At 58.9% G+C, this 17,994-nt stretch carries 16 protein-coding genes; 8 read left to right on the top strand and 8 right to left on the bottom strand.

Features of this window, described 5'->3' with window-relative positions:
* The first annotated feature begins 44 nt into the window (after nucleotides 1-44).
* Together Q1A59_RS13165 and Q1A59_RS13160 are read left to right on the top strand one after the other, a co-directional pair.
* Nucleotides 45-2,324 (top strand): FAD-binding oxidoreductase, encoded by a 2,280-nt coding sequence (locus tag Q1A59_RS13165; RefSeq protein ID WP_299645105.1) that lies wholly within the window; start codon nucleotides 45-47, stop codon nucleotides 2,322-2,324.
* Between the two features lie 282 nt (nucleotides 2,325-2,606).
* The gene (locus Q1A59_RS13160; protein ID WP_298406250.1) at nucleotides 2,607-3,392 is read left to right on the top strand and encodes an RNA methyltransferase; all 786 of its coding nucleotides are present in this window, start codon (nucleotides 2,607-2,609) and stop codon (nucleotides 3,390-3,392) included.
* Here Q1A59_RS13160 and Q1A59_RS13155 read toward each other — a convergent pair.
* Nucleotides 3,389-4,009, bottom strand: a complete 621-nt coding sequence (locus Q1A59_RS13155) for a LysE family translocator (RefSeq protein ID WP_298406252.1) — start codon at nucleotides 4,007-4,009, stop codon at nucleotides 3,389-3,391. The genes Q1A59_RS13160 and Q1A59_RS13155 overlap by 4 nt on opposite strands.
* 230 nt (nucleotides 4,010-4,239) lie before the next feature.
* Between Q1A59_RS13155 and Q1A59_RS13150 the strand changes: the two genes are divergently transcribed.
* Together Q1A59_RS13150 and Q1A59_RS13145 are read left to right on the top strand one after the other, a co-directional pair.
* On the top strand, nucleotides 4,240-4,935 hold the full coding sequence (locus Q1A59_RS13150; RefSeq protein ID WP_298406253.1) for an Rcas_1661 family thioredoxin-like (seleno)lipoprotein: 696 nt from the start codon (nucleotides 4,240-4,242) through the stop codon (nucleotides 4,933-4,935).
* 20 nt (nucleotides 4,936-4,955) lie between these two features.
* Entirely contained in the window at nucleotides 4,956-5,705 is a 750-nt protein-coding gene (locus Q1A59_RS13145) for a hypothetical protein (protein ID WP_299645104.1), read from the top strand.
* On the opposite strand, the gene Q1A59_RS13140 is transcribed toward Q1A59_RS13145, so the two are convergent.
* Entirely contained in the window at nucleotides 5,656-5,979 is a 324-nt protein-coding gene (locus Q1A59_RS13140) for a hypothetical protein (RefSeq protein WP_298406256.1), read from the bottom strand. The two genes, Q1A59_RS13145 and Q1A59_RS13140, sit on opposite strands and share 50 nt — an antisense overlap.
* 147 nt (nucleotides 5,980-6,126) lie before the next feature.
* Between Q1A59_RS13140 and Q1A59_RS13135 the strand changes: the two genes are divergently transcribed.
* The 4 genes from Q1A59_RS13135 to Q1A59_RS13120 all read left to right on the top strand — a co-directional run bounded on the left by Q1A59_RS13135 (nucleotide 6,127) and on the right by Q1A59_RS13120 (nucleotide 11,919).
* Nucleotides 6,127-7,968: an AarF/ABC1/UbiB kinase family protein gene (locus tag Q1A59_RS13135; RefSeq protein ID WP_298406257.1), complete on the top strand. Its 1,842-nt coding sequence runs from the start codon at nucleotides 6,127-6,129 to the stop codon at nucleotides 7,966-7,968.
* Between the two features lie 139 nt (nucleotides 7,969-8,107).
* On the top strand, nucleotides 8,108-9,478 hold the full coding sequence (locus tag Q1A59_RS13130; protein ID WP_299645103.1) for a GH1 family beta-glucosidase: 1,371 nt from the start codon (nucleotides 8,108-8,110) through the stop codon (nucleotides 9,476-9,478).
* 17 nt (nucleotides 9,479-9,495) lie between these two features.
* Entirely contained in the window at nucleotides 9,496-10,746 is a 1,251-nt protein-coding gene (locus Q1A59_RS13125) for an MFS transporter (RefSeq protein ID WP_298406259.1), read from the top strand.
* A 108-nt stretch (nucleotides 10,747-10,854) separates the two neighbouring features.
* Nucleotides 10,855-11,919, top strand: a complete 1,065-nt coding sequence (locus Q1A59_RS13120) for an NADH:flavin oxidoreductase/NADH oxidase (RefSeq protein ID WP_298406260.1) — start codon at nucleotides 10,855-10,857, stop codon at nucleotides 11,917-11,919.
* 13 nt (nucleotides 11,920-11,932) lie between these two features.
* On the opposite strand, the gene Q1A59_RS13115 is transcribed toward Q1A59_RS13120, so the two are convergent.
* The 6 genes from Q1A59_RS13115 to Q1A59_RS13090 all read right to left on the bottom strand — a co-directional run.
* Nucleotides 11,933-12,973: a cytochrome c family protein gene (locus tag Q1A59_RS13115; RefSeq protein ID WP_298406261.1), complete on the bottom strand. Its 1,041-nt coding sequence runs from the start codon at nucleotides 12,971-12,973 to the stop codon at nucleotides 11,933-11,935.
* Nucleotides 12,974-13,085: 112 nt separating this feature from the next.
* A complete protein-coding gene (locus Q1A59_RS13110) occupies nucleotides 13,086-15,011 on the bottom strand; it encodes a PhoX family phosphatase (protein WP_298406263.1) in 1,926 nt (641 codons plus the stop codon).
* A gap of 261 nt (nucleotides 15,012-15,272) precedes the next feature.
* Nucleotides 15,273-16,319 carry a hypothetical protein gene (locus Q1A59_RS13105; RefSeq protein WP_299645102.1) on the bottom strand — a complete coding sequence of 349 codons (1,047 nt, stop codon included), beginning with the start codon at nucleotides 16,317-16,319 and terminating at the stop codon, nucleotides 15,273-15,275.
* 6 nt (nucleotides 16,320-16,325) lie between these two features.
* Entirely contained in the window at nucleotides 16,326-17,300 is a 975-nt protein-coding gene (locus Q1A59_RS13100) for a sugar phosphate nucleotidyltransferase (RefSeq protein ID WP_299645101.1), read from the bottom strand.
* Nucleotides 17,301-17,303: 3 nt separating this feature from the next.
* Nucleotides 17,304-17,534: an FmdB family zinc ribbon protein gene (locus tag Q1A59_RS13095; protein ID WP_299645113.1), complete on the bottom strand. Its 231-nt coding sequence runs from the start codon at nucleotides 17,532-17,534 to the stop codon at nucleotides 17,304-17,306.
* A gap of 247 nt (nucleotides 17,535-17,781) precedes the next feature.
* Nucleotides 17,782-17,994 (bottom strand): hypothetical protein (locus tag Q1A59_RS13090; RefSeq protein WP_298406269.1); only part of this gene is annotated, 213 nt, incomplete at its 5' end.

Below are 17,994 nucleotides of genomic sequence, written 5' to 3'. Positions count from 1 at the left end.
GGTATGAAACTGCCCTGTCACTAACCCCAACCAATAAATATACCATGCCTACCATATCATCACCCTTCACCATTAACCCCGGCGCATTACTGGCCAGCGCACCGGCGACCGCTACCGCTACCGCGCTGAACGAGGCGCTGGCACCGTATGGCCTCTGCCTGCCGATTGTACCGTTGCGCGCCGAGGTGACTCTGGCCGAGCTGGTGGCGTGCAACAGCGGCGGACGGTACCGGCTGCATAGTGGCCCAATCGGGCGCTATGTGCGCGCGGCGACTATCGAACATTATTTAGAAGTTCTACATATTGGCGGGCAAACGCTCAAACGTGCTACGGGCTACAATCTTCACCGCGCGCTAGCCGGGCATGGCGTACAACTAGGAACCATTCGCGAGCTAACTTTCAATCTGCGGCCACTGCCAGCCACAACCACCCGCTGCCTGATCCAAGGGCCTGCCGCACAGGTGTTAGCACTAGCCACTGAGCTGATGGTCAATGGTCTTGCCCTATACGCGCTCGCTTTCGACGCGAGTGGTCTGCTGTTGGTTGAGCTAGCCGGCTTGCCGGAGGTGATCAAGCGCCAAGCGCAAGCGGTCGCAACGATAGCAGCGCAGTACCACCTCGCTGTAATGGACGACCTACCTACCGGCTGGCAACATTGGGAAGCGCTCGCTCATCAGCATGTTGCCCTGCCGCCCGACCAACGGCTCGATCTCACCCTGCCCCGCCGGGCACTAGCAACGTTCGTCGCAACCTGCCGAGCGGCGACCGCTGCCCCAATCTGGGGTGATGCCGGTGTAGGCAGTCTGCATATCGGGCCACTATCCGACCGAGCGTTGGTAGCGTCGCTTAAAGCGCAGGCCGCCGCGCTAGGCGGGCAACCCTGTTGCGAGTTCGGCCCGCCACCAACCCCGGTCTTCCCTGCTCTTGCCCAACCCAGCCGCGTGACGGCAGGCGACGCCATTACCGAACTGACAACGGTGGTCGGGAGTCGCTACCTCCTCCACCACCCCGACCAACTGGCCGTCTACGGGCAAGACGCTTCCATTGCGCAGCCCGATGGCTTGCCGCTAGCCGTGGCATTGCCGGCGACCACCGCCGAAGTAGCAGCGCTGATGCGGATCGCCGCCGCGCATGGTCTGCCGGTGGTGACACGCGGCGCCGGTAGTGGCTTGGCCGGCGGCGCTGTACCCACTGCCGGCAGTCTGGTGATTGGTCTCAACCGCATGGAGCAGATCACGATTGACCGCGACCAGCAAATCGCCCACGTTGGCGCCGGCGTGGTCACTGCCGACCTGCAACGCGCCACCGAGCGGCTCGGTTTGTTCTACCCGCCCGATCCGAGCAGCCAAACCGCTGCGACTATCGGCGGCAATATTGCCTGCAACGCTGGCGGGCCACGCTGCCTCAAGTACGGCGTCACCGCCGATTATGTGCTGGGCCTAACCGCTGTGCTGGCCGATGGCAGCATCGTGCGTTATGGCGACGGCTTGGCCGGCCAAGGCGAGAGCGACGGGTTGGCGCAATTGTTGGTCGGTTCCGAGGGTACGCTGGCGGTAATCACCGAAGCCACCCTACGCCTGATCCCCTTACCGCGTGCCCGCCGCACAACGATGGCGATATTCGCCGACTTGCACGCCGCCTGCGCCACCGTCGAACAGATCATGGCAGCGGGCATCATTCCGGCCAGCCTCGAACTAATGGACGACACCACCATTGCGGCTGTTGAGGATTATCTGCGCATTGGGTTGCCCCGCGACGCCGGAGCAATGTTGCTGATGCTGACCGATGGTGAACCGGAAGCCGTCGAACGCGAAGCGACGGTATTGGCCGAACTGGCGCGGGCTGGCGGCGCGCAACGGGTTACCGTCGCGCGCACCGCCGGCGACGAAGCCAACCTCTGGCAAGCACGGCGCGTCATCGCACCGGCGCTAGCCCGCATCCGGCCCAACCGACTCGGCGAAGACATTAGCGTTCCCGTCACCCGCATCGCCGAATGCGTCAGCCGGATCAAACAGGTCAGCGCCGCCTACGCTCTGCCGATAGTCGTCTTCGGCCACGCTGGTGATGGCAACTTACACCCCAACATTCTCTTCGACGCCCGCAACCCAACCGACATGGCCCGGCTCTGGCCATGCGCCGAAGCCATTTTCACCGTTGCGCTTGAGGTCGGCGGCACCCTATCAGGCGAACACGGCATCGGTACCCTCAAACGAGCTTTTATGCGGCAAGCGTTGGGCGACACGCAAATCGCCATCCAACGCGCCATCAAAGCCCGCTTCGACCCGGAAGGGCGGCTCAATCCGGGCAAGGTGTTACCGTCGTGACCTCAGCAATCTTCCGCTTAGGCAGGAGCAGGGCAGGTAGGCAGCACTCCCGTGCATGCAAGGGATTGCTTCCCCGCTAGGCTCAGCGCGGTGCGCTGACCCTACACAGCTCGCAATGACAAGCGGGGAGCAGGGGCATTGCCCCCACCCCAGCTCTCCCCCTCTGACGGAGGGAGGCGCACGTCCCTCCGCAAGAGCGCTTCACGCCCGTAGTCCTTCAGCGAAAAATATGGTACAAACTACCAACAAATGTCACGATAGTACCGAGAGAACATACATCGTATGCTCATCACCAGTCTCGCCAACCCAACCATCAAAGCATTGCGCGCACTGCGCCAGCGCAAAGCCCGCGACGAACAGGGCCGCTACCTGATCGAAGGTATCCGGCTGGTTGCGGAAGCGATCCAGTGCAAAGCGCCACTCGACATGCTCATCGTCGCCCCCGATCTCCTCACCAGCGCCTTTGCCCGCGAGATCGCAGCAGACTACGCTGCCCACGGCGGGAAAGTGCTCACCGTCAGCGCCAGCGTCTTTGCCAGCCTCGCCGGCAAAGAACACCCGCAGGGCCTCGCTGCCGTCGGGTGCATCAAGTACACCCCACTAGCAGAACTACCGGCAACCGAGACCGGCTGGGTTGCGCTGGTCGAAGTCGCTGACCCCGGCAATCTCGGCACGGTCTTGCGCACCGCCGACGGGGCCAGTTTCAGCGGCGTGATCTTAGTGGGAGCGACCACCGATCCCTTCGATCCGGAAGCAGTGCGCGCTAGTATGGGCGCGCTCTTTAGCCAACCAATTGCGCGCGCGAGCTGGACCGAGCTTGTTGAGTGGAGCCGCGCACGCCAAATTGCATTGGTCGGCAGCTCTGATCGGGGCGCACACGACTACCGCACCGCACTATACCCGCAGCCGCTCGTGCTCGTGCTCGGCAGCGAACGGCAGGGTCTCAGCGCAGACCAACTCGCGGCATGCGATCTGGTGGTACGCATCCCAATGCGCGGACGCAGCGACTCGCTTAATCTAGCGGTCGCGGCGGGAGTGTTGATGTATGAAATCACCCGCCATCGTTAACGCTCAACCGCCATCCGCAATCCCAACGCCGCCAACACTGCGCCGGTAGTATAATTTAGCCGCCGGCGCACCGCCGCCTGTCGCAGCCACCTACTCACCCCCGCCACCACAAACGTCAGGGTCGAAAACCAGATCACACTCAGCGCAAAATGGATCGTCGTCAGTGCCAGCGCGGTTAGCAGCACCGGATCGGCAGGATCGATAAACTGAGGCAAAAACGCCAAATAAAACACCGCCACCTTCGGGTTAAGCACATTGCTCAACACCCCCTCCACGAAGGCATAGCGTTCTTGGCCGGCAGGCAGGTGGAATTCAGAAACAGTGCGTTGCCGCCACGTGGTGATGATCGTCCACCCACCCAACCCCACCAAATAGAGCGCACCGGCCAACTTGACCATGTGGTACAGCTCAGCAGACTTCACCACAATCGCGGCCAACCCCAGCCCTGACAAGGTTGCCTGCACAAACAGACCGCTCCCGATCCCAAACGCGGTAGCCACGCCAGCAAGGCGACCGCGAGCCAGCGCATTGCGCAGCACCAGCATCGTATCAGCGCCGGGAATGAGGGTCAGGATAGCGACGGCAACGGTGTAGGCGAACAAACGATCGGTGAGCATGGTGGTGGCTCCGGGTATTGATCTAGTTGAATTGGAGGAATGATACTCGATTTATTGTTTTTTGCCCTCAAGACCGGACTGCACCCTTGCCGCGCCATGGCAACCTATGGTAGAGTGACTGCGGGAATAGTCACATCATTCCTACGCACATTCCTTATAGATTCTAGCATCTCGCACGGCGATCCTAGAGTACAGGTATCGCGTCGCACGACCCAACCTAATCGAAATCTATGCGTCGTTTCTTTCTGCTCTCAATTTTCGTGCTCGCTGCCTGCGCGGCGCCGGTTGCGCCAGAACCTACGGCGACGGCCACCCCACCCCCGACCCGTATCCCCACGTCAACCCCAACCACAGCGCAGAGCGAGCCGACCACTAACCGCTATTTTCCTGATCTGGCACGCGGTCGCACTACCGAAGGGTACCACTACCTTGGTAATCCTGACGCGCCGGTCACAATTATGGTCTATTCCGATTTCCTCTGCACTTCATGCGCGATCTATACACTTGATGTCGAACCTCGTCTGATCGAGGAGTTTGTGGCTACTGGCCAAGCAAAACTGGTCTACCGTCACCTTCTGCAATTAGGGGAACGGTCGCAAACACTGGCTGAAGCGAGCGAATGCGCCGCCGATCATGGCAAATTCTGGGAGTTGCGGCGTGAGCTGTACGCGCGGTACAATCAATTGTACTTCAACACTCGCGAGACGGTAATTGATCTTGCCGCTGGTTTGGGCATACCAAAGGATGCTTTTACCGCCTGCCTCGATGCCCACACCTATAAAGCACAGGTGCAGGCCGATTACGCAGCCGCGATGGAAGAAGGTATCTACGCTCGACCAGTGTTTCGGATCGGTAATGAAACAATGGTAGGATCACAACGATTTGAGGCATTTGTGCAGGTGATCGAGCGCGCGGCGCAGCGGTGAGACATTGGTTGAGGAAGAACATGATGGCTCGTTCCCGTCCCATCTTGCCCTTAAGCGTGATTTTGGTGGGTTTGACTTTTGTCTTTTGGGTGTCGTTATCAACCTCGCCGAACGCATCACAGGCCCAGCCAAGTTGTGATGAGAAACCGGCTTATCCGGGGTGCATTGAAATACCGGTCGACTGTGGCTCGTATCCAGCGAATGTCTGCGATGTAACGAAGACAGCCATCATTACTACCCGCACTGCCGCCGCAGCACAGGCATTTACCCGAACCGCGCTGGTCAGTGGCCAACAAGGGCAACAATTCACTGCCACCCCGACGGCAACGGTTACTGTCACCGGATCGCCAATTTCATCAACTACTGCGACCGCCACCCCCACGGTAACACAACCACTCATAAACACCCAACTGCCAACGAATACCCCATTGCCCACCCCCTCCCCAACAACATCTATGGAACCAACCGCAACGGCAGCGGTGGCTCTCCGTTGCGCTCCGGGGGATCTCCTTGAATTAACTGGCGAGGCAAACCCACAAACCGCACTGTTAGTTCTGTTTGATGATCGTCCGGTAGGCGGTGGCGCGAGCGATCGCAGTGGTTCGTTCCACATTGTGCTCCGGATCGGCGACGAACGGCCCGGCGTCCACGACATCGTGGTGCGCGAGCGTGAACGGGCAGTTGTAGTGGCTGAATATACGTGCCAGACCCCTTCCCCGCCTACCCCAACCCCGACCTTTGGCCCGATTCGGGTGACGGTGACACCGTAGGAGCGCCGTCTTGGCGGATTGTCTCCATAATCAATGCCAATGCCCGTTCGCGGGAACGGGTCAACATTTCAAGTTCGGTCAGGAGGAGATTGAGCCGGCGATAATCGCGCCGGATGGCCTGTTCGTCGGCTGAAGAGAGGCTAGGGCGAGCGGCGGCGAGCCACTCCTCAAACGAAGCGCGCCGGCCAAGCAGGTCAGGCGCGCCAAATTGGCTGAGACGCTGCCATAGATGTGCGGCACTGTCGGCCAGCAAACGCAAACTATCGATGGTCATAATGCCAGTGGTACCATAACTAGCGAGCTCATTCCACGTGCGTAACGCACCCTTCGTATGGTAGTTGGTAATCAATTCAATGCGGATCGGTCGCGAGATTGAGTTTCGCCTCTGGTATAATCGAAATAGAAATACTGGTAGGAAGCTATGCGTGAACCAATCTCTATTCAAGCAACCGAAACCGCCAACACCGGCGCTGTCCCTCGCCCAACCGAGCCGCCCCGTTTTCGCCCACGCGAGCGTTTTTTGCGGGTGTCGTCGTTCTTTCTCGGCGTTGTTATCCATATTTATATCTGGGATATCTTTCTCGCCCGCTTTGCCATCTTCCGCTGGTACGTTCAGCGCACGATGCTGCGGCGCTGGGTGAATATTGCCCGCCGCTTTCGCATGATGGCAGTGGAATTAGGCGGGATGCAGATCAAGCTCGGCCAGTTTCTCTCATCGCGGGCCGATATTATTCCTGATGTTGTGCGCCGTGAATTGACCGGCTTGCAGGATGAAGTACCGCCGGCCCCCGCCGGCCATGTGCTCGAAGTGATTCTGGAAGAGTTAGGCGCACCGCCGAGCGAGATCTTCCGCAGCTTCGAAACCAAATGCGTTGCGGCGGCTTCGTTGGGGCAAGTGCATTACGCGGTGCTCCACGATGGGCGCGAGGTGGCGGTGAAGGTGCAACGACCGTGGATCGATAAGATTATTGAGGTCGATCTGAGCGCGGTGACATGGGTGGTGCGCCTGATCAAGAACTATCCGCCGATCCGCCGCCGCGCCGATCTTGAGGCGTTATTAGCCGAGTTCGCCCGCGTGTTGGTGCAAGAATTGGATTACGTGCAAGAGGCGCGTTCGGCAGCGATCTTCCGCCAAAACTTCGCGAATCACCCCGGTATCTACATCCCTGAACCAATTTTCGAGCTGACGACGCGCCGTGTGCTGGTGATGGAGAGAATCAGCGGGATTAAGATTACCGATTTACATACGCTTGACCAATTAGGGGTCAGTCGGCTCGAACTGGCTGCCCGCCTCAATAACTGTTACCTCAAACAGTTCTTTATCGATGGCTTCTTCCATGCCGATCCCCATCCCGGCAATCTGTTCGTCCGGGTGGAAACCGGCCTTGCTGCAACCAAACCAGCGCCACCGCCAATGCCGGCTAGCGTCAATGGGCATGCTACGATTGAGACGCTTGAAGCGCAGTTGCCGATCGATCATGCGCCTGATGAAGTGCAAACCGGTACACCCTTCACGCTGATTTTTGTCGATTTTGGTATGGTAGGGCGGTTGCCGCCCCAGACTATGGAGATTATGCGGCAAGGCGTCTTGGGCTTAGCGACCAATGACGCCGACCGGCTATTGAATTGTCTTGAACAACTGAACGTGATCTTGCCCGGCGCTGACCGGCGACCGATCAAAGCAGCGATCGAGACGATGCTGCGCTATTCGTTCAACCGCACGGTGCGCGAGTTGACCAATCTCGATGTCGAGGCAATCATGGCCGAGACAAAGGACCTGATTTACGATCTGCCATTTCAAATCCCCCAAGACTTGCTATATCTGGGGCGAGCATTAAGCATGGTGGCCGGCTTAGCAACTGAAATCTATCCTGACATCAATCTCTTCCAAGAGTTACGCCCGTTTGCGCGGGCAATGCTTGCCCAAGAGCAGCGCAATGGCAATTGGATGGAGAAGTTGCAGCAAGAGTTGACCGAACTCGGCCAGATTCTGATCGGTCTGCCCCGCCAGATGGATGCGTACTACCGAGCGGCCAATCGGGGCGAATTGCAAACCCGCTCGGATCTGAGCCGGCTCGAACGCAGTATGAAACGGGTTGAACGAGCCACCGACCGGTTGATGGGCGGGATGCTGGCAACCGGTCTGTTCCTCGGCGGGGTGCAACTGCGTACCCGTGGCCTCGAACGCGAAGCGAACCGGGCATGGTGGGCGGCGGCGGCAGCGATCCTGTGGGCACTGTGGCCGCGTCAGGAGCGGTGGTGATCCATGTTCGCGGCGCGGGCTACGTCGATCCTATGGCTTCATAGGAGCGGATAAACACGGATTGGGATTGATGTTCACAGCTTAGGCTATCCGTGCCATCCGTGTGTATCCGTCTATTTCATTCTGAAGATCATTCCGCATGAACAACGACATCCGCTTTCCGGCCAATTTTTGGTGGGGCGCAACGACTGCTGCGTATCAGATCGAAGGGGCGTGGAACGAAGACGGTAAGGGTGAGAGTATCTGGGATCGTTTCGTGCGGCGGCCCGGCGTCATTGTTGATGGCAGCACCGGCGATGTGGCTTGTGACCACTATCACCGCTACGAAGAGGATCTCGACCACATGGCGGCGTTAGGGCTGAAGGCGTACCGCTTCAGCATCGCATGGCCGCGTATCTTTCCCTCTGGCGCCGGCCAACCCAATCAGCGCGGGCTTGATTTCTACCGGCGCTTGATTGATGGGTTGCACCAGCGCAATATTGTGCCGGTTGCTACCCTCTACCATTGGGATTTGCCACAGGCGCTAGAGGATCGCGGCGGCTGGACCAACCGCGATACGGCGTTGCGTTTCGCTGAATACGCTGATTATCTCTTTCGCCAGATTGGTGGCGAGGTCGCGCTATGGGCCACGCACAACGAACCGTTTATTCAGGCGTTCTACGGCTATGGCAATGGCGAAAACGCGCCGGGCAAGCGCATGCCGTGGCAGGTGCTCAAGGTGGTACATCACCTCTTGCTCTCACATGGGCTGGCGGTGAGCGCCTTTCGCGCTGCACGACCGCAACCGGCCCGCACTGATCTACCGCCGCCCCAGATTGGTATCGTCCTGATGATTTGGTCACATTACCCGGCCAGCGATCACCCTGCTGACCACAAAGCTACTCAGCGCATTGATGGAGTGATGAACCGGCTCTTCCTTGAACCACTCTTCTGCCGGCGCTACCCCGCCGATCTGATGGCCCACTTCGCCCGCCGGCTCATCTTTGCGCCGATCAAGCCCGGTGATCTGGATATTATCAGCCAGCCGATCGATTTTCTCGGCATTAACACCTACACCCGCCTGTTCCACGCCTTTAACTGGCGCGAACCATTTTTGATGGCTAAGCAGGTGCCGGGGCCGTTGCCTAAGACAGCAATGGGCTGGGAAATCTATCCCAATTGTATTGTCGAGGCCTTGCAAAAGGCGCGTGAATATACCTCCATCCCGCTGTACATCACCGAGAATGGGGCGGCGTTCGATGACCCTCCACCCGGGCCTGCTGATCAGGTAGTTGAAGACCCTGATCGCGTTGCGTACCTCCGTTCCCACATCGAGGCATGCCAGCGTGCGCTGGCTGCCGGGATCGATCTGCGCGGCTATTTTGTCTGGACGCTGATGGACAACTTTGAATGGACCAAAGGGTTTAGCGCCCGGTTCGGTCTGATCTATACCGAGTACGCAACCCAACGTCGAGTGTGGAAGCGCAGCGCGCACGTGTACCGCGCTATTATCGCGCGCAATGGGTTGTGAAGCGCCGGTGCGCCAACATGCGCCACGATCAGCGTTATTTGTTGACCATTGGCCTGTTGAACGCCGGCCTGACGGTGGGTTGGTTGTTTGCCACCATCGCTTACGCTGAACGAGGGTACGGCAGCTACCGGATCGGGGTGCCATTGTTCGGCGATCTAACGCTGATCGGGCTGCTCAACAGCGGGCCAGTATTGGCTGGCGGAATCAGCGGGCCGTTCGCGTGGCAAGCGGTACGGCGGTGGGGCGCGCGCCCGGCGTTGCTGCTCGGTTGTTGGTTGCATAGCGCGGCATTGTTCGCACTGGCACTGGCTCCGCTCAGCAGCGCAATTACCCCGGCAACAGCGTGGATGCTGTTACTCGGCGTATCGCTGAGTGGGCCGGCTAGCGTGCTCTTTAATCTAGCCGGGCCGTCGCTGATGATGCAACTCAGCGGCGCCGATGGCCCTGACCGGCTCTTTGCCCGCAGCGCAGCCTTGAGCTTGATCATCGGCGGCATCGCTAATCTGCTTGCCGGCAGTTTGGCGACAGTGTGGCGGGTTGTGCTGGTCGAGAGCGATGCAATCGCGCCGTACCGGCTCAATGCTACGCTGAGCGCAGTGGTCGTCGCCCTCGCCGGGTTACCGTTGCTAGGACTGCGCCTCGCCTCGTCGCGATCACCGGCGCCAGCAACGATGATCCGCCGTGAGATCAGCGACCTCTGGCGCGCGCTTGCCAAAGCGATTATCTTCGCGCCGGGGCCATTGCTTATTTCGCTCGGCGCGGCGCTGTTCATTCCCTACCTCAGTCTCTTCTTCCGCCAACGCTTCACCGCCACCGATGCAGTTATCGGATTACTGTTTGCGCTGATCAGCCTAACTACCGGCCTTGCCACACTCATCGGCCCACACCTAGCGGCACGAGTTGGCCGCATGCAAGGCGTGGTGCTGACACAGGCGCTCGCCATTCCCTGCCTGATTGCGCTGGCCTTCGCGCCCACGTTGCCGGTAGCGGCCCTGATCGCGATGGTGCGCGGCGCACTGATGAATATGGCCACACCACTGTTTGAAGCGCATGCGCTGGCACAGACCCCACCCGAACACCATCCCACCGTGATCGGTCTCATCCGGGCTGCTGCGTCGGTGGGGTACATTGCCGGCCCCACCATCAGCGCCGAACTGCAAAGCGCCGTTGGCTTTACGCCGATCTTACTCATTGCGGCGCTGTGCTATACGCTGGCGGTGATGGTTAATGCTGTGATCTTTGTGTGGCGCGGCCAGCGTACATCCTAATGGCGCCGCACAGCCGTGCGGCACGACAGCGCGGTTATTTGCTTACCTGCACGAATTACAGGTATACTAGCAACAGATTGCCGTCATTCAACGATTGAGAGATACGCCATGCAACCACATCTGTTTACCCCGCTGACCATCGGCAGCGTAACCTTACGTAACCGGATCGGGATGTCGCCGATGTGCCAGTACAGCGCCGTCAATGGCTTCCCTACCGATTGGCATCTGATGCACCTCGGCGCGCGGGCAGCCGGCGGAGCAGGATTGATTATTCTCGAAGCGACCGCCGTCTCGCCTGAAGGTCGGATTTCGCCGTTTGATTTGGGCATCTGGAGCGATGATCACATTGACGCGCTCGCCCGGCTAGTCAAGCTGATCGAGAGTCTTGGCGCGGTGGCCGGCATTCAATTAGCCCACGCCGGGCGTAAGGCCAGCGTGGGCCGCCCGTGGGAAGGCGGCAAACCTATCTCGCCTGCTGCTGGCGGCTGGCCAGTAGTTGGCCCGACCGCTGAACCGTTTGCTTCCAACTACCCTATTCCTACCCCGCTTGATACGGCCGGGATCGCCAAGGTTATCAACGATTTTGCCGCTGCCACCCGACGGGCACATGCAGCCGGTTTCCGCTGGATCGAGATCCACGCTGCGCACGGGTACCTGCTGCATAACTTTCTCTCACCGTTAGGCAACGACCGCAGCGACGAATACGGCGGCGACCTGCGCGGACGCGCCCGTCTGTTGCTTGAAGTGACTGACGCGGTGCGCGCAGCATGGCCGGCTGAATTGCCGCTGGCCGTGCGCCTCTCATGTAGTGATTGGACTCCAGAGGGGTTAACGATTACCGATACGATTGAGGTAGCGCGTATGCTGCGTGAACACGGGGTTGACCTGATCGATTGCAGCTCCGGCGGGATCGCACCGGGCATTACCATCCCCGTTCGCGAAGGCTACCAAGTGCCGTTTGCGAGCGCCATCCGTCACGATACCCAGATTGCCACGGCTGCCGTCGGTTTGATTACCCGTCCTGAACACGCTGATGCGATTGTCCGCAACGGCGAAGCGGATCTGGTGCTGCTCGGTCGCGAACTCCTGCGCGACCCGCACTGGCCGTTACGTGCGGCGCGGGCGCTGGGGCACGACCTCGCGCCCCCGCCACAGTATTTGCGGGCGTGGTGAGACAGCAGTGCTACTATGTATGGCACGCATGACACGGCAAATCCGGCAGCGGCTCGTGACGATTGTCAATCTGATGCATACTGTGGCAGGTCGGGCAGCCAATCCGGCTCGGTGAACCGCGGTGGCAGTCGTTGCAGGTTGGGTTGAGCGGATGTGGCATCCGTACCTGTTGCGGGTGCAAATTGTGGCAATTGACGCAACCGAGAAACTGTTCTAACCTCGCTTCGCTCGCCACTGGCGGCACCGGAGTCGGTTCAGGCGCCGTCGTTGGGGTAGGCGGCGGCGTTGGTGTTGGCGCCGGCGATGGAGTGGCGGTAGGTGATAGCAGCGGCGTTGCCGTCGCCGGGACACCGGTTGGGGTGACGGTGAACGCCAGTGTAGGCGCGACCGTTGCCGAAGCTGTGGCCGTTATCTGCGGTGAAGGCGTGAATGTAGCGCTGGTCAGAGGCGACATTGTTGGCGTTGCTACTGTCGTAGGCGAGAACGCTGGCGTTACGGTCGCTGTGGGCGCGAGGGTGAGCGTCGCGGTCATCGTGTAGAACAACGTAGGTGATACGGTTGGTGTGGAAGTGGGCGATAGGAAAGGGGCTGACATGACTGCCTCGCCGGCGACTTCTACCGCCTGTTGTTGCAGCAGAAAATCAACCAACGCCGCAATTTGCTCGTCCGGCAATAGGTTGCCGTAATCGTCACCGACCACTGCGCGCACAATCCCCGCTTGGTGGCCGGGAACGATAAATTCATCATGCGAACGGATCGACCGCTCGAGATATTCCCGTCCGCTCACGCCGGGTATGCGCTCACCGCCCCTCTGGCCAATCCCGGCTAAGTTAGGTCCAACTCCCGCCCGCCCGCTTGCATCAAGGGTATGGCAGGTTATGCACGGCACGCCACCGGCCAACGGCGCGCGGCCAAAGAAGAGATCAGCACCGCTAATAGGCGTCACAACGGTAGGCGTTGGCGGAAGCGATTGCTGCGAAACGCAACCACTGACAACACCGACAAGCATGACGCCGGTAAGTAGCAACGCTGACCATAGTGGCAACCTGCCCATAAGCACCTCTCCTAACGCAACCCATCCCATCTGACAAGAAGACAGAGCGCAGTGCGCACATAGGTCACACTGCGCTTACCAGCAGCCAATTGCCAATCTTGTGCCTGAGCGCCTACGTTCCAATAATGCCGCTATCAAACCGCTGCACGGTGATCACGCTCGGTCGCGGCAAACCTTGCCGGTCAGGCCACGTGCTGCTCGGGTTCTCGAAGGTGCTGCCCTCACCGGGGTGCTGAATGGCAAGGAAGAGCGTGCGATTGTCGGGAGTGAACTCTGGCCCGCACACCTCGCTGCCAGCCACCGACGAGAAGAACTGTTGCAGATTACCGCGTTGCGCACCGCTCACCGGCACCGCGAACAAACCATCGTTGAACTTGATCGCGCGCGGCGCGCCGTCGGTCGCAATCCAGAGGTTGCCCTGATTATCGAAGGCCACATTGTCGGGCGCACCAATTGGCGAGACCTTGCTCTTGTCAAAGCCGGCAAAGTAGGTATCCGGTTGGGAAGGAAGCCCGGCGAGAATGAAGATCTCCCAGCGGAAGGTCGTAGCGGCGTGATCATCGTTGCGTTCGGTCAGCTCGATGATGTGGCCCCACGCATTGTTAGGCCGCGGATTAGCCGCATCAGGACCGGGCTGACCGCTTGCTCCACGGCGGGTGTTATTGGTGAGGGCGATATAGACCTTCTTGTTAACCGGGTTGGTCTCAACATCCTCCGGTCGATCCATCTTCGTCGCACCCACCAAGTCAGCGGCCAAGCGGGTATTGATCAACACATCACCCTGCGAGCGAAAGCCGTTTTCCGGCGTTAGCGGGCCTTGGCCAAACACCAGCGGCAACCACTCACCAGTGCCATCAGGATTAAACTTCGCCACATAGAGCACGCCATCGTCAAGCAAGTTCATGTTCGCTTCACGGTTGCGCGGGTTAAACTTGCCGTTGGTGACAAACTTATAGACATACTCAAACTGGGCATCGTCACCCTGATAGCCGACCACGCGCCCATCACGCGTCACCACAAACGTTGCCCCCTCGTGGCGGAAGCGACCAAGTGCCGTGCGCTTAATGACTGGCTTCAACGGATCGTAGGGGTCGATCTCGACACACCAGCCATGCCGGAAGCCCTCATTCGGCTCTTGAGCAATATCGAACCGGCTATGGAACCGCTCCCACTTACGCTCCGACTCACCAGCCGGCATACCATACCGGCGATGCACCGCATAGCGTGGATCGTTCCGATCAAGACCATTGAGATTGGCAAAATACTGATGGAAGTTCTCTTCCCCGCTGACCACCGTGCCCCACGGCGTCTTACCGCCAGCGCAGTTGTTAAGGGTGCCAAGAATGGCATCAGCTCCGGGATCGGCACTGGTGCGCATCCATGGGTGATCGGCAGCCGGCCCGCTCAAGCGGGTTGCGCTGAAACCACTCACCCGTCGGTTATAACGTGAATTGCGCACGTAGCTCCACGTACCGTCAGGCGCGCGCACCACTTCGACCACCGACATACCGTGAGCAGCAATGCCGACATCCACCTGATTGCGAGTCGGATTCTTATCATCGTACTTCGGGAACATCAACTCTTCGTTGGTGTACTCGTGATTGACCACAAGTAGACCACGATTCGAGGCATTGGAACCGTAGGGCAGCGGCAAGAAGCCGATAAAGTCACAGTTATAACCAAACTGCTTGACCTGCGCTTCCGGTGTCTGTAACCAGACATCGAAATCGGGCGCATCAGCACTCAAGGGCTCACCCCAACGGATCAGGGTGCGCGCATAATAACCATCCGGCACCACCACATCATCAAAGTTCGGATCAGTAGGCTTTACCGCCTTAAACTTCAACCCCGGATTGGCCGCTAAGGCCTCTTCGGCCGCGGTCAGATTTGATCCGATTAAGACAAGCGAACCACCTAGTGCTAGGGTCTTCAGCATACCGCGCCGTGAAATGCGCAGCGCCAACACCTCTTCCAGTGTCTGGCCGATACCAGCCTGCGAGCGCACAACCCATTTGTCTTTCTCATCACGACCACCCATAGTCTGAAAACCTCCTTGCAATGCAGAAAATTAAGAGTATCCGCGAACATCAGACAAGGATGCTGAGTTGTGATGTATACGTCTTGAGCAGCCGTGATTATATGGAATGTTTATAAACAAGAATTGGTGTAAATATGAAACGAGAGTTAAGCAAAAATGATCATGGCATAACACGCTCGAGGTTGGCGAGGGATGGAAACAAATAACGCCGCTCTCTGCGATGAGAGAGCGGCGCAAGAAGAGACAGATGGGATCAGGGTTTCAACACCCCACGGCCCGCGCCAATTCCGGCCTGAGCGCAGCATTGGCCGGATCAAGCCGGGCCATCACCCGTTGCACCATCCGGAAATCGTAGGCGATTTGGAGGTTGCGCGCCGGATCGGCGGCAAACAGGCCATTACCGTAGCGATCGAAGCTATTGGCCAAAAACAGCCACATATCGCTATCGAGGGTAGTATCAGGCGCGAGGCCATACCAGCGTAGAAAGCCGGCAATCTGCGCCGAGGGGCTCAATTGCGGCAACTGCGGCCCGCCGAACACCGCGCGCAATCGATCACGGGCTTCGACCACATCACGGACAGAGTCGCGGATCATAGCTCGTTGCAAGCCTACCGGCGGCGGCAATTGGGGCGGCTGCCGCCGGTAGGCAGTGACATTGACCTGATGGGCATAAGCCAATAGTTGCGCATCGCGCACCGACAATTGATTGGGTTGGTGAAATGTGGCAATGAACAACACATTCGGCAGCGCGGCTACCGGCTTAGCAGCGACCGGCAACAGGTGCAGCCGTTCGTGCAAGTAATGGAACAACTCATCGGGGGCCAAACCATCAAACAAGACAAAGTAGAGCTTGCCGGCGCCTTGCGGCGATTGCGCTTCGCTCAGCACCTCACTCAACTGGCTATCGCCGAAGCGGGTGTGGAGATCACGGTAGTAATCACGCTGGCCGCTCTGCGCCGTCCACTGCGCTGAACCAATGCGAACAAACTGGCCGGGGGCGACACCGATCAGCGCTGCTACCAGATGCTGCACTAATGCCGCTTTACCGGCCCCAGCCCTTCCACTCAGCACCACACATGGATAGGTCTTGAGCGAAACGTACACAGCGGTCAACAAACGAGCTTCGGTTGGGTCAGCATCAATATGCAATCGCCGGATCGTCTCGCGCTCCGCGCTCGGCATATCTTCCTGTCCCCATCCAGCCAGTGCTGGCGCCTGCCCGCTCGCAGGCAAGGCCAACCCCCAGCGGCCCCCTTTGGCCTCGCCGCGAGCGCCATTGCTTGCGGCATGGAAGTTGTAAGCAATCATAGTGGTTCACCCGAAACGAATATCCGACATATCACCGACATTCAACTCTTGGCTAACACCGCTCACATGGGCTCGATCACCGATTAAGCTGCGGGTGATAATGACCGATTGGATCTGCGCGCCGGCATTGATAATTGAGTCGCGCACAATGGCCTGCCGCACCGCTGCACCGTCGGCGATCGAGACATACGGCCCGACTACCGCCTCTTCAATCACTGCCGTTGGCGCAATATTGACCGGCGGAATGATCACCGCATTAGGATACTCGGCGACGCGATTATGGCCATGTTCGAGCAGATAACGATTGGTATCGAGCAGCGACTCAATCGTGCCGCAATCTCGCCAGACCCGCACCTTCTCGGCATGCAGCTCTTCGCCGCGGTCAATCATCACTTGCAGCGCATCGGCCAAATAGAATTCCCCCTTGGTCTGAATATTATTCTCCATGATGTAGTCGATCGCCGACATCAACCGGCTGGCTTCCGGCACATAATAGAACCCGGCTACAGCCAGATTGGAAATCGGCTCGCTCGGCTTCTCGACCAGCCGCACGATCCGGCCTTGTTCAACCACTACTACACCAAACCGGCGGGGATCATCGACCTCTTTGCAGTAAATGATGCCGTAATTGGGATGCTCGTTGAGCCGTTCAATATCAAACTCAAGCAAGCCATCGCCAAACACGATCAAGAGCGGACCAGTCAATTCACGGGCTAATGCGATTGCATCAGCTTGGCCACGCATCACCTTTTGCTCAAGAAAGCGCATCGGGTACGAATAATTGGCCCGCATAAACTCTTCGATCTGGTTGCCGAGATAACCGACCACACAGATCAGCTCCTCGATGTGCAGGGGAGCTAGATAGTCAATAATGTGCGCCAATACCGTCTTGCCGGCGACGCTGACTAATGGCTTAGGGCGAACAAAGGTATGCGGACGCAAGCGTGTGCCCAAACCGGCTGTCAGGATCATCACGCGCATAGCTTAGCTCCTTGACCCGCAGCCGCAACTGCTGCAACTGCACCCGCTGTCGCTCATCGTCGCAGCTACTGCTGGGGCTGAAGCTTCGCCACGGCTATACGTAGCAAAAAGCGACAACCGGCGCTGAACACGGGTGCTCTGGCAGAAGGGGCAGACAATATGCTGATCAGCCGCGTTCATAGGCAGCAAGCGTTCGAACTGGCGCGCACAATCCAAGCAGCCATATTCGTACATCGGCATACATTCACCTCATAACGTCAGGGGGAAGAATGCGGGCGGACACGGCCCATCCGCATTATACCACGGCGGTTTGCCTGCTTGAATAACGGTTTGCTTATCTTCACGATGAGAGGACGCAAACATCGACAATCTTCGAGGAATCACACCTGCGGTACGTCCTTCGTGTTAAACATTTTGCCACCTTACGAGAGGATGTTACCGTGTTCAGGGGCAAGTTCAACACGTCCCCCCATGCCCGCTATCAGCGTAGTTCAGGTAACTCTATCGGGTCTTCACGTGGCTCACAGAGACCGCAAAAGAGCGCACGTGAAGTGATAATCGCTTTGTGGATGCCCTTCCGATCTGCGTACAAGGCAACAATATGCGGCATCTCTTGGGCGTGATCGCGACAGACCGCTCGTCCGCAAAAGATACAGACGCCGTGCGCAGGCCGGTTACAGTGCCAACAGTTCAT

Origin of the sequence: uncultured Chloroflexus sp. (assembly GCF_937951745.1) — a bacterium.
Classification (GTDB): domain Bacteria; phylum Chloroflexota; class Chloroflexia; order Chloroflexales; family Chloroflexaceae; genus Chloroflexus.
This window is presented reverse-complemented; position numbering and strand designations above follow the sequence as displayed.

Excerpts from the sequence above, each read along its gene's own strand:
- Q1A59_RS13110 (WP_298406263.1), bottom strand. The coding sequence starts at position 15,011 with ATGGGTGGTCGTGATGAGAAAGACAAATGGGTTGTGCGCTCGCAGGCT.
- Q1A59_RS13140 (WP_298406256.1), bottom strand. The coding sequence starts at position 5,979 with ATGACCATCGATAGTTTGCGTTTGCTGGCCGACAGTGCCGCACATCTA.
- Q1A59_RS13160 (WP_298406250.1), top strand. The coding sequence starts at position 2,607 with ATGCTCATCACCAGTCTCGCCAACCCAACCATCAAAGCATTGCGCGCA.
- Q1A59_RS13135 (WP_298406257.1), top strand. The coding sequence starts at position 6,127 with ATGCGTGAACCAATCTCTATTCAAGCAACCGAAACCGCCAACACCGGC.
- Q1A59_RS13100 (WP_299645101.1), bottom strand. The coding sequence starts at position 17,300 with ATGCGCGTGATGATCCTGACAGCCGGTTTGGGCACACGCTTGCGTCCG.
- Q1A59_RS13155 (WP_298406252.1), bottom strand. The coding sequence starts at position 4,009 with ATGCTCACCGATCGTTTGTTCGCCTACACCGTTGCCGTCGCTATCCTG.
- Q1A59_RS13125 (WP_298406259.1), top strand. The coding sequence starts at position 9,496 with ATGCGCCACGATCAGCGTTATTTGTTGACCATTGGCCTGTTGAACGCC.
- Q1A59_RS13105 (WP_299645102.1), bottom strand. The coding sequence starts at position 16,319 with ATGATTGCTTACAACTTCCATGCCGCAAGCAATGGCGCTCGCGGCGAG.
- Q1A59_RS13145 (WP_299645104.1), top strand. The coding sequence starts at position 4,956 with ATGATGGCTCGTTCCCGTCCCATCTTGCCCTTAAGCGTGATTTTGGTG.
- Q1A59_RS13150 (WP_298406253.1), top strand. The coding sequence starts at position 4,240 with ATGCGTCGTTTCTTTCTGCTCTCAATTTTCGTGCTCGCTGCCTGCGCG.
- Q1A59_RS13165 (WP_299645105.1), top strand. The coding sequence starts at position 45 with ATGCCTACCATATCATCACCCTTCACCATTAACCCCGGCGCATTACTG.
- Q1A59_RS13120 (WP_298406260.1), top strand. The coding sequence starts at position 10,855 with ATGCAACCACATCTGTTTACCCCGCTGACCATCGGCAGCGTAACCTTA.
- Q1A59_RS13095 (WP_299645113.1), bottom strand. The coding sequence starts at position 17,534 with ATGTACGAATATGGCTGCTTGGATTGTGCGCGCCAGTTCGAACGCTTG.
- Q1A59_RS13130 (WP_299645103.1), top strand. The coding sequence starts at position 8,108 with ATGAACAACGACATCCGCTTTCCGGCCAATTTTTGGTGGGGCGCAACG.
- Q1A59_RS13115 (WP_298406261.1), bottom strand. The coding sequence starts at position 12,973 with ATGGGCAGGTTGCCACTATGGTCAGCGTTGCTACTTACCGGCGTCATG.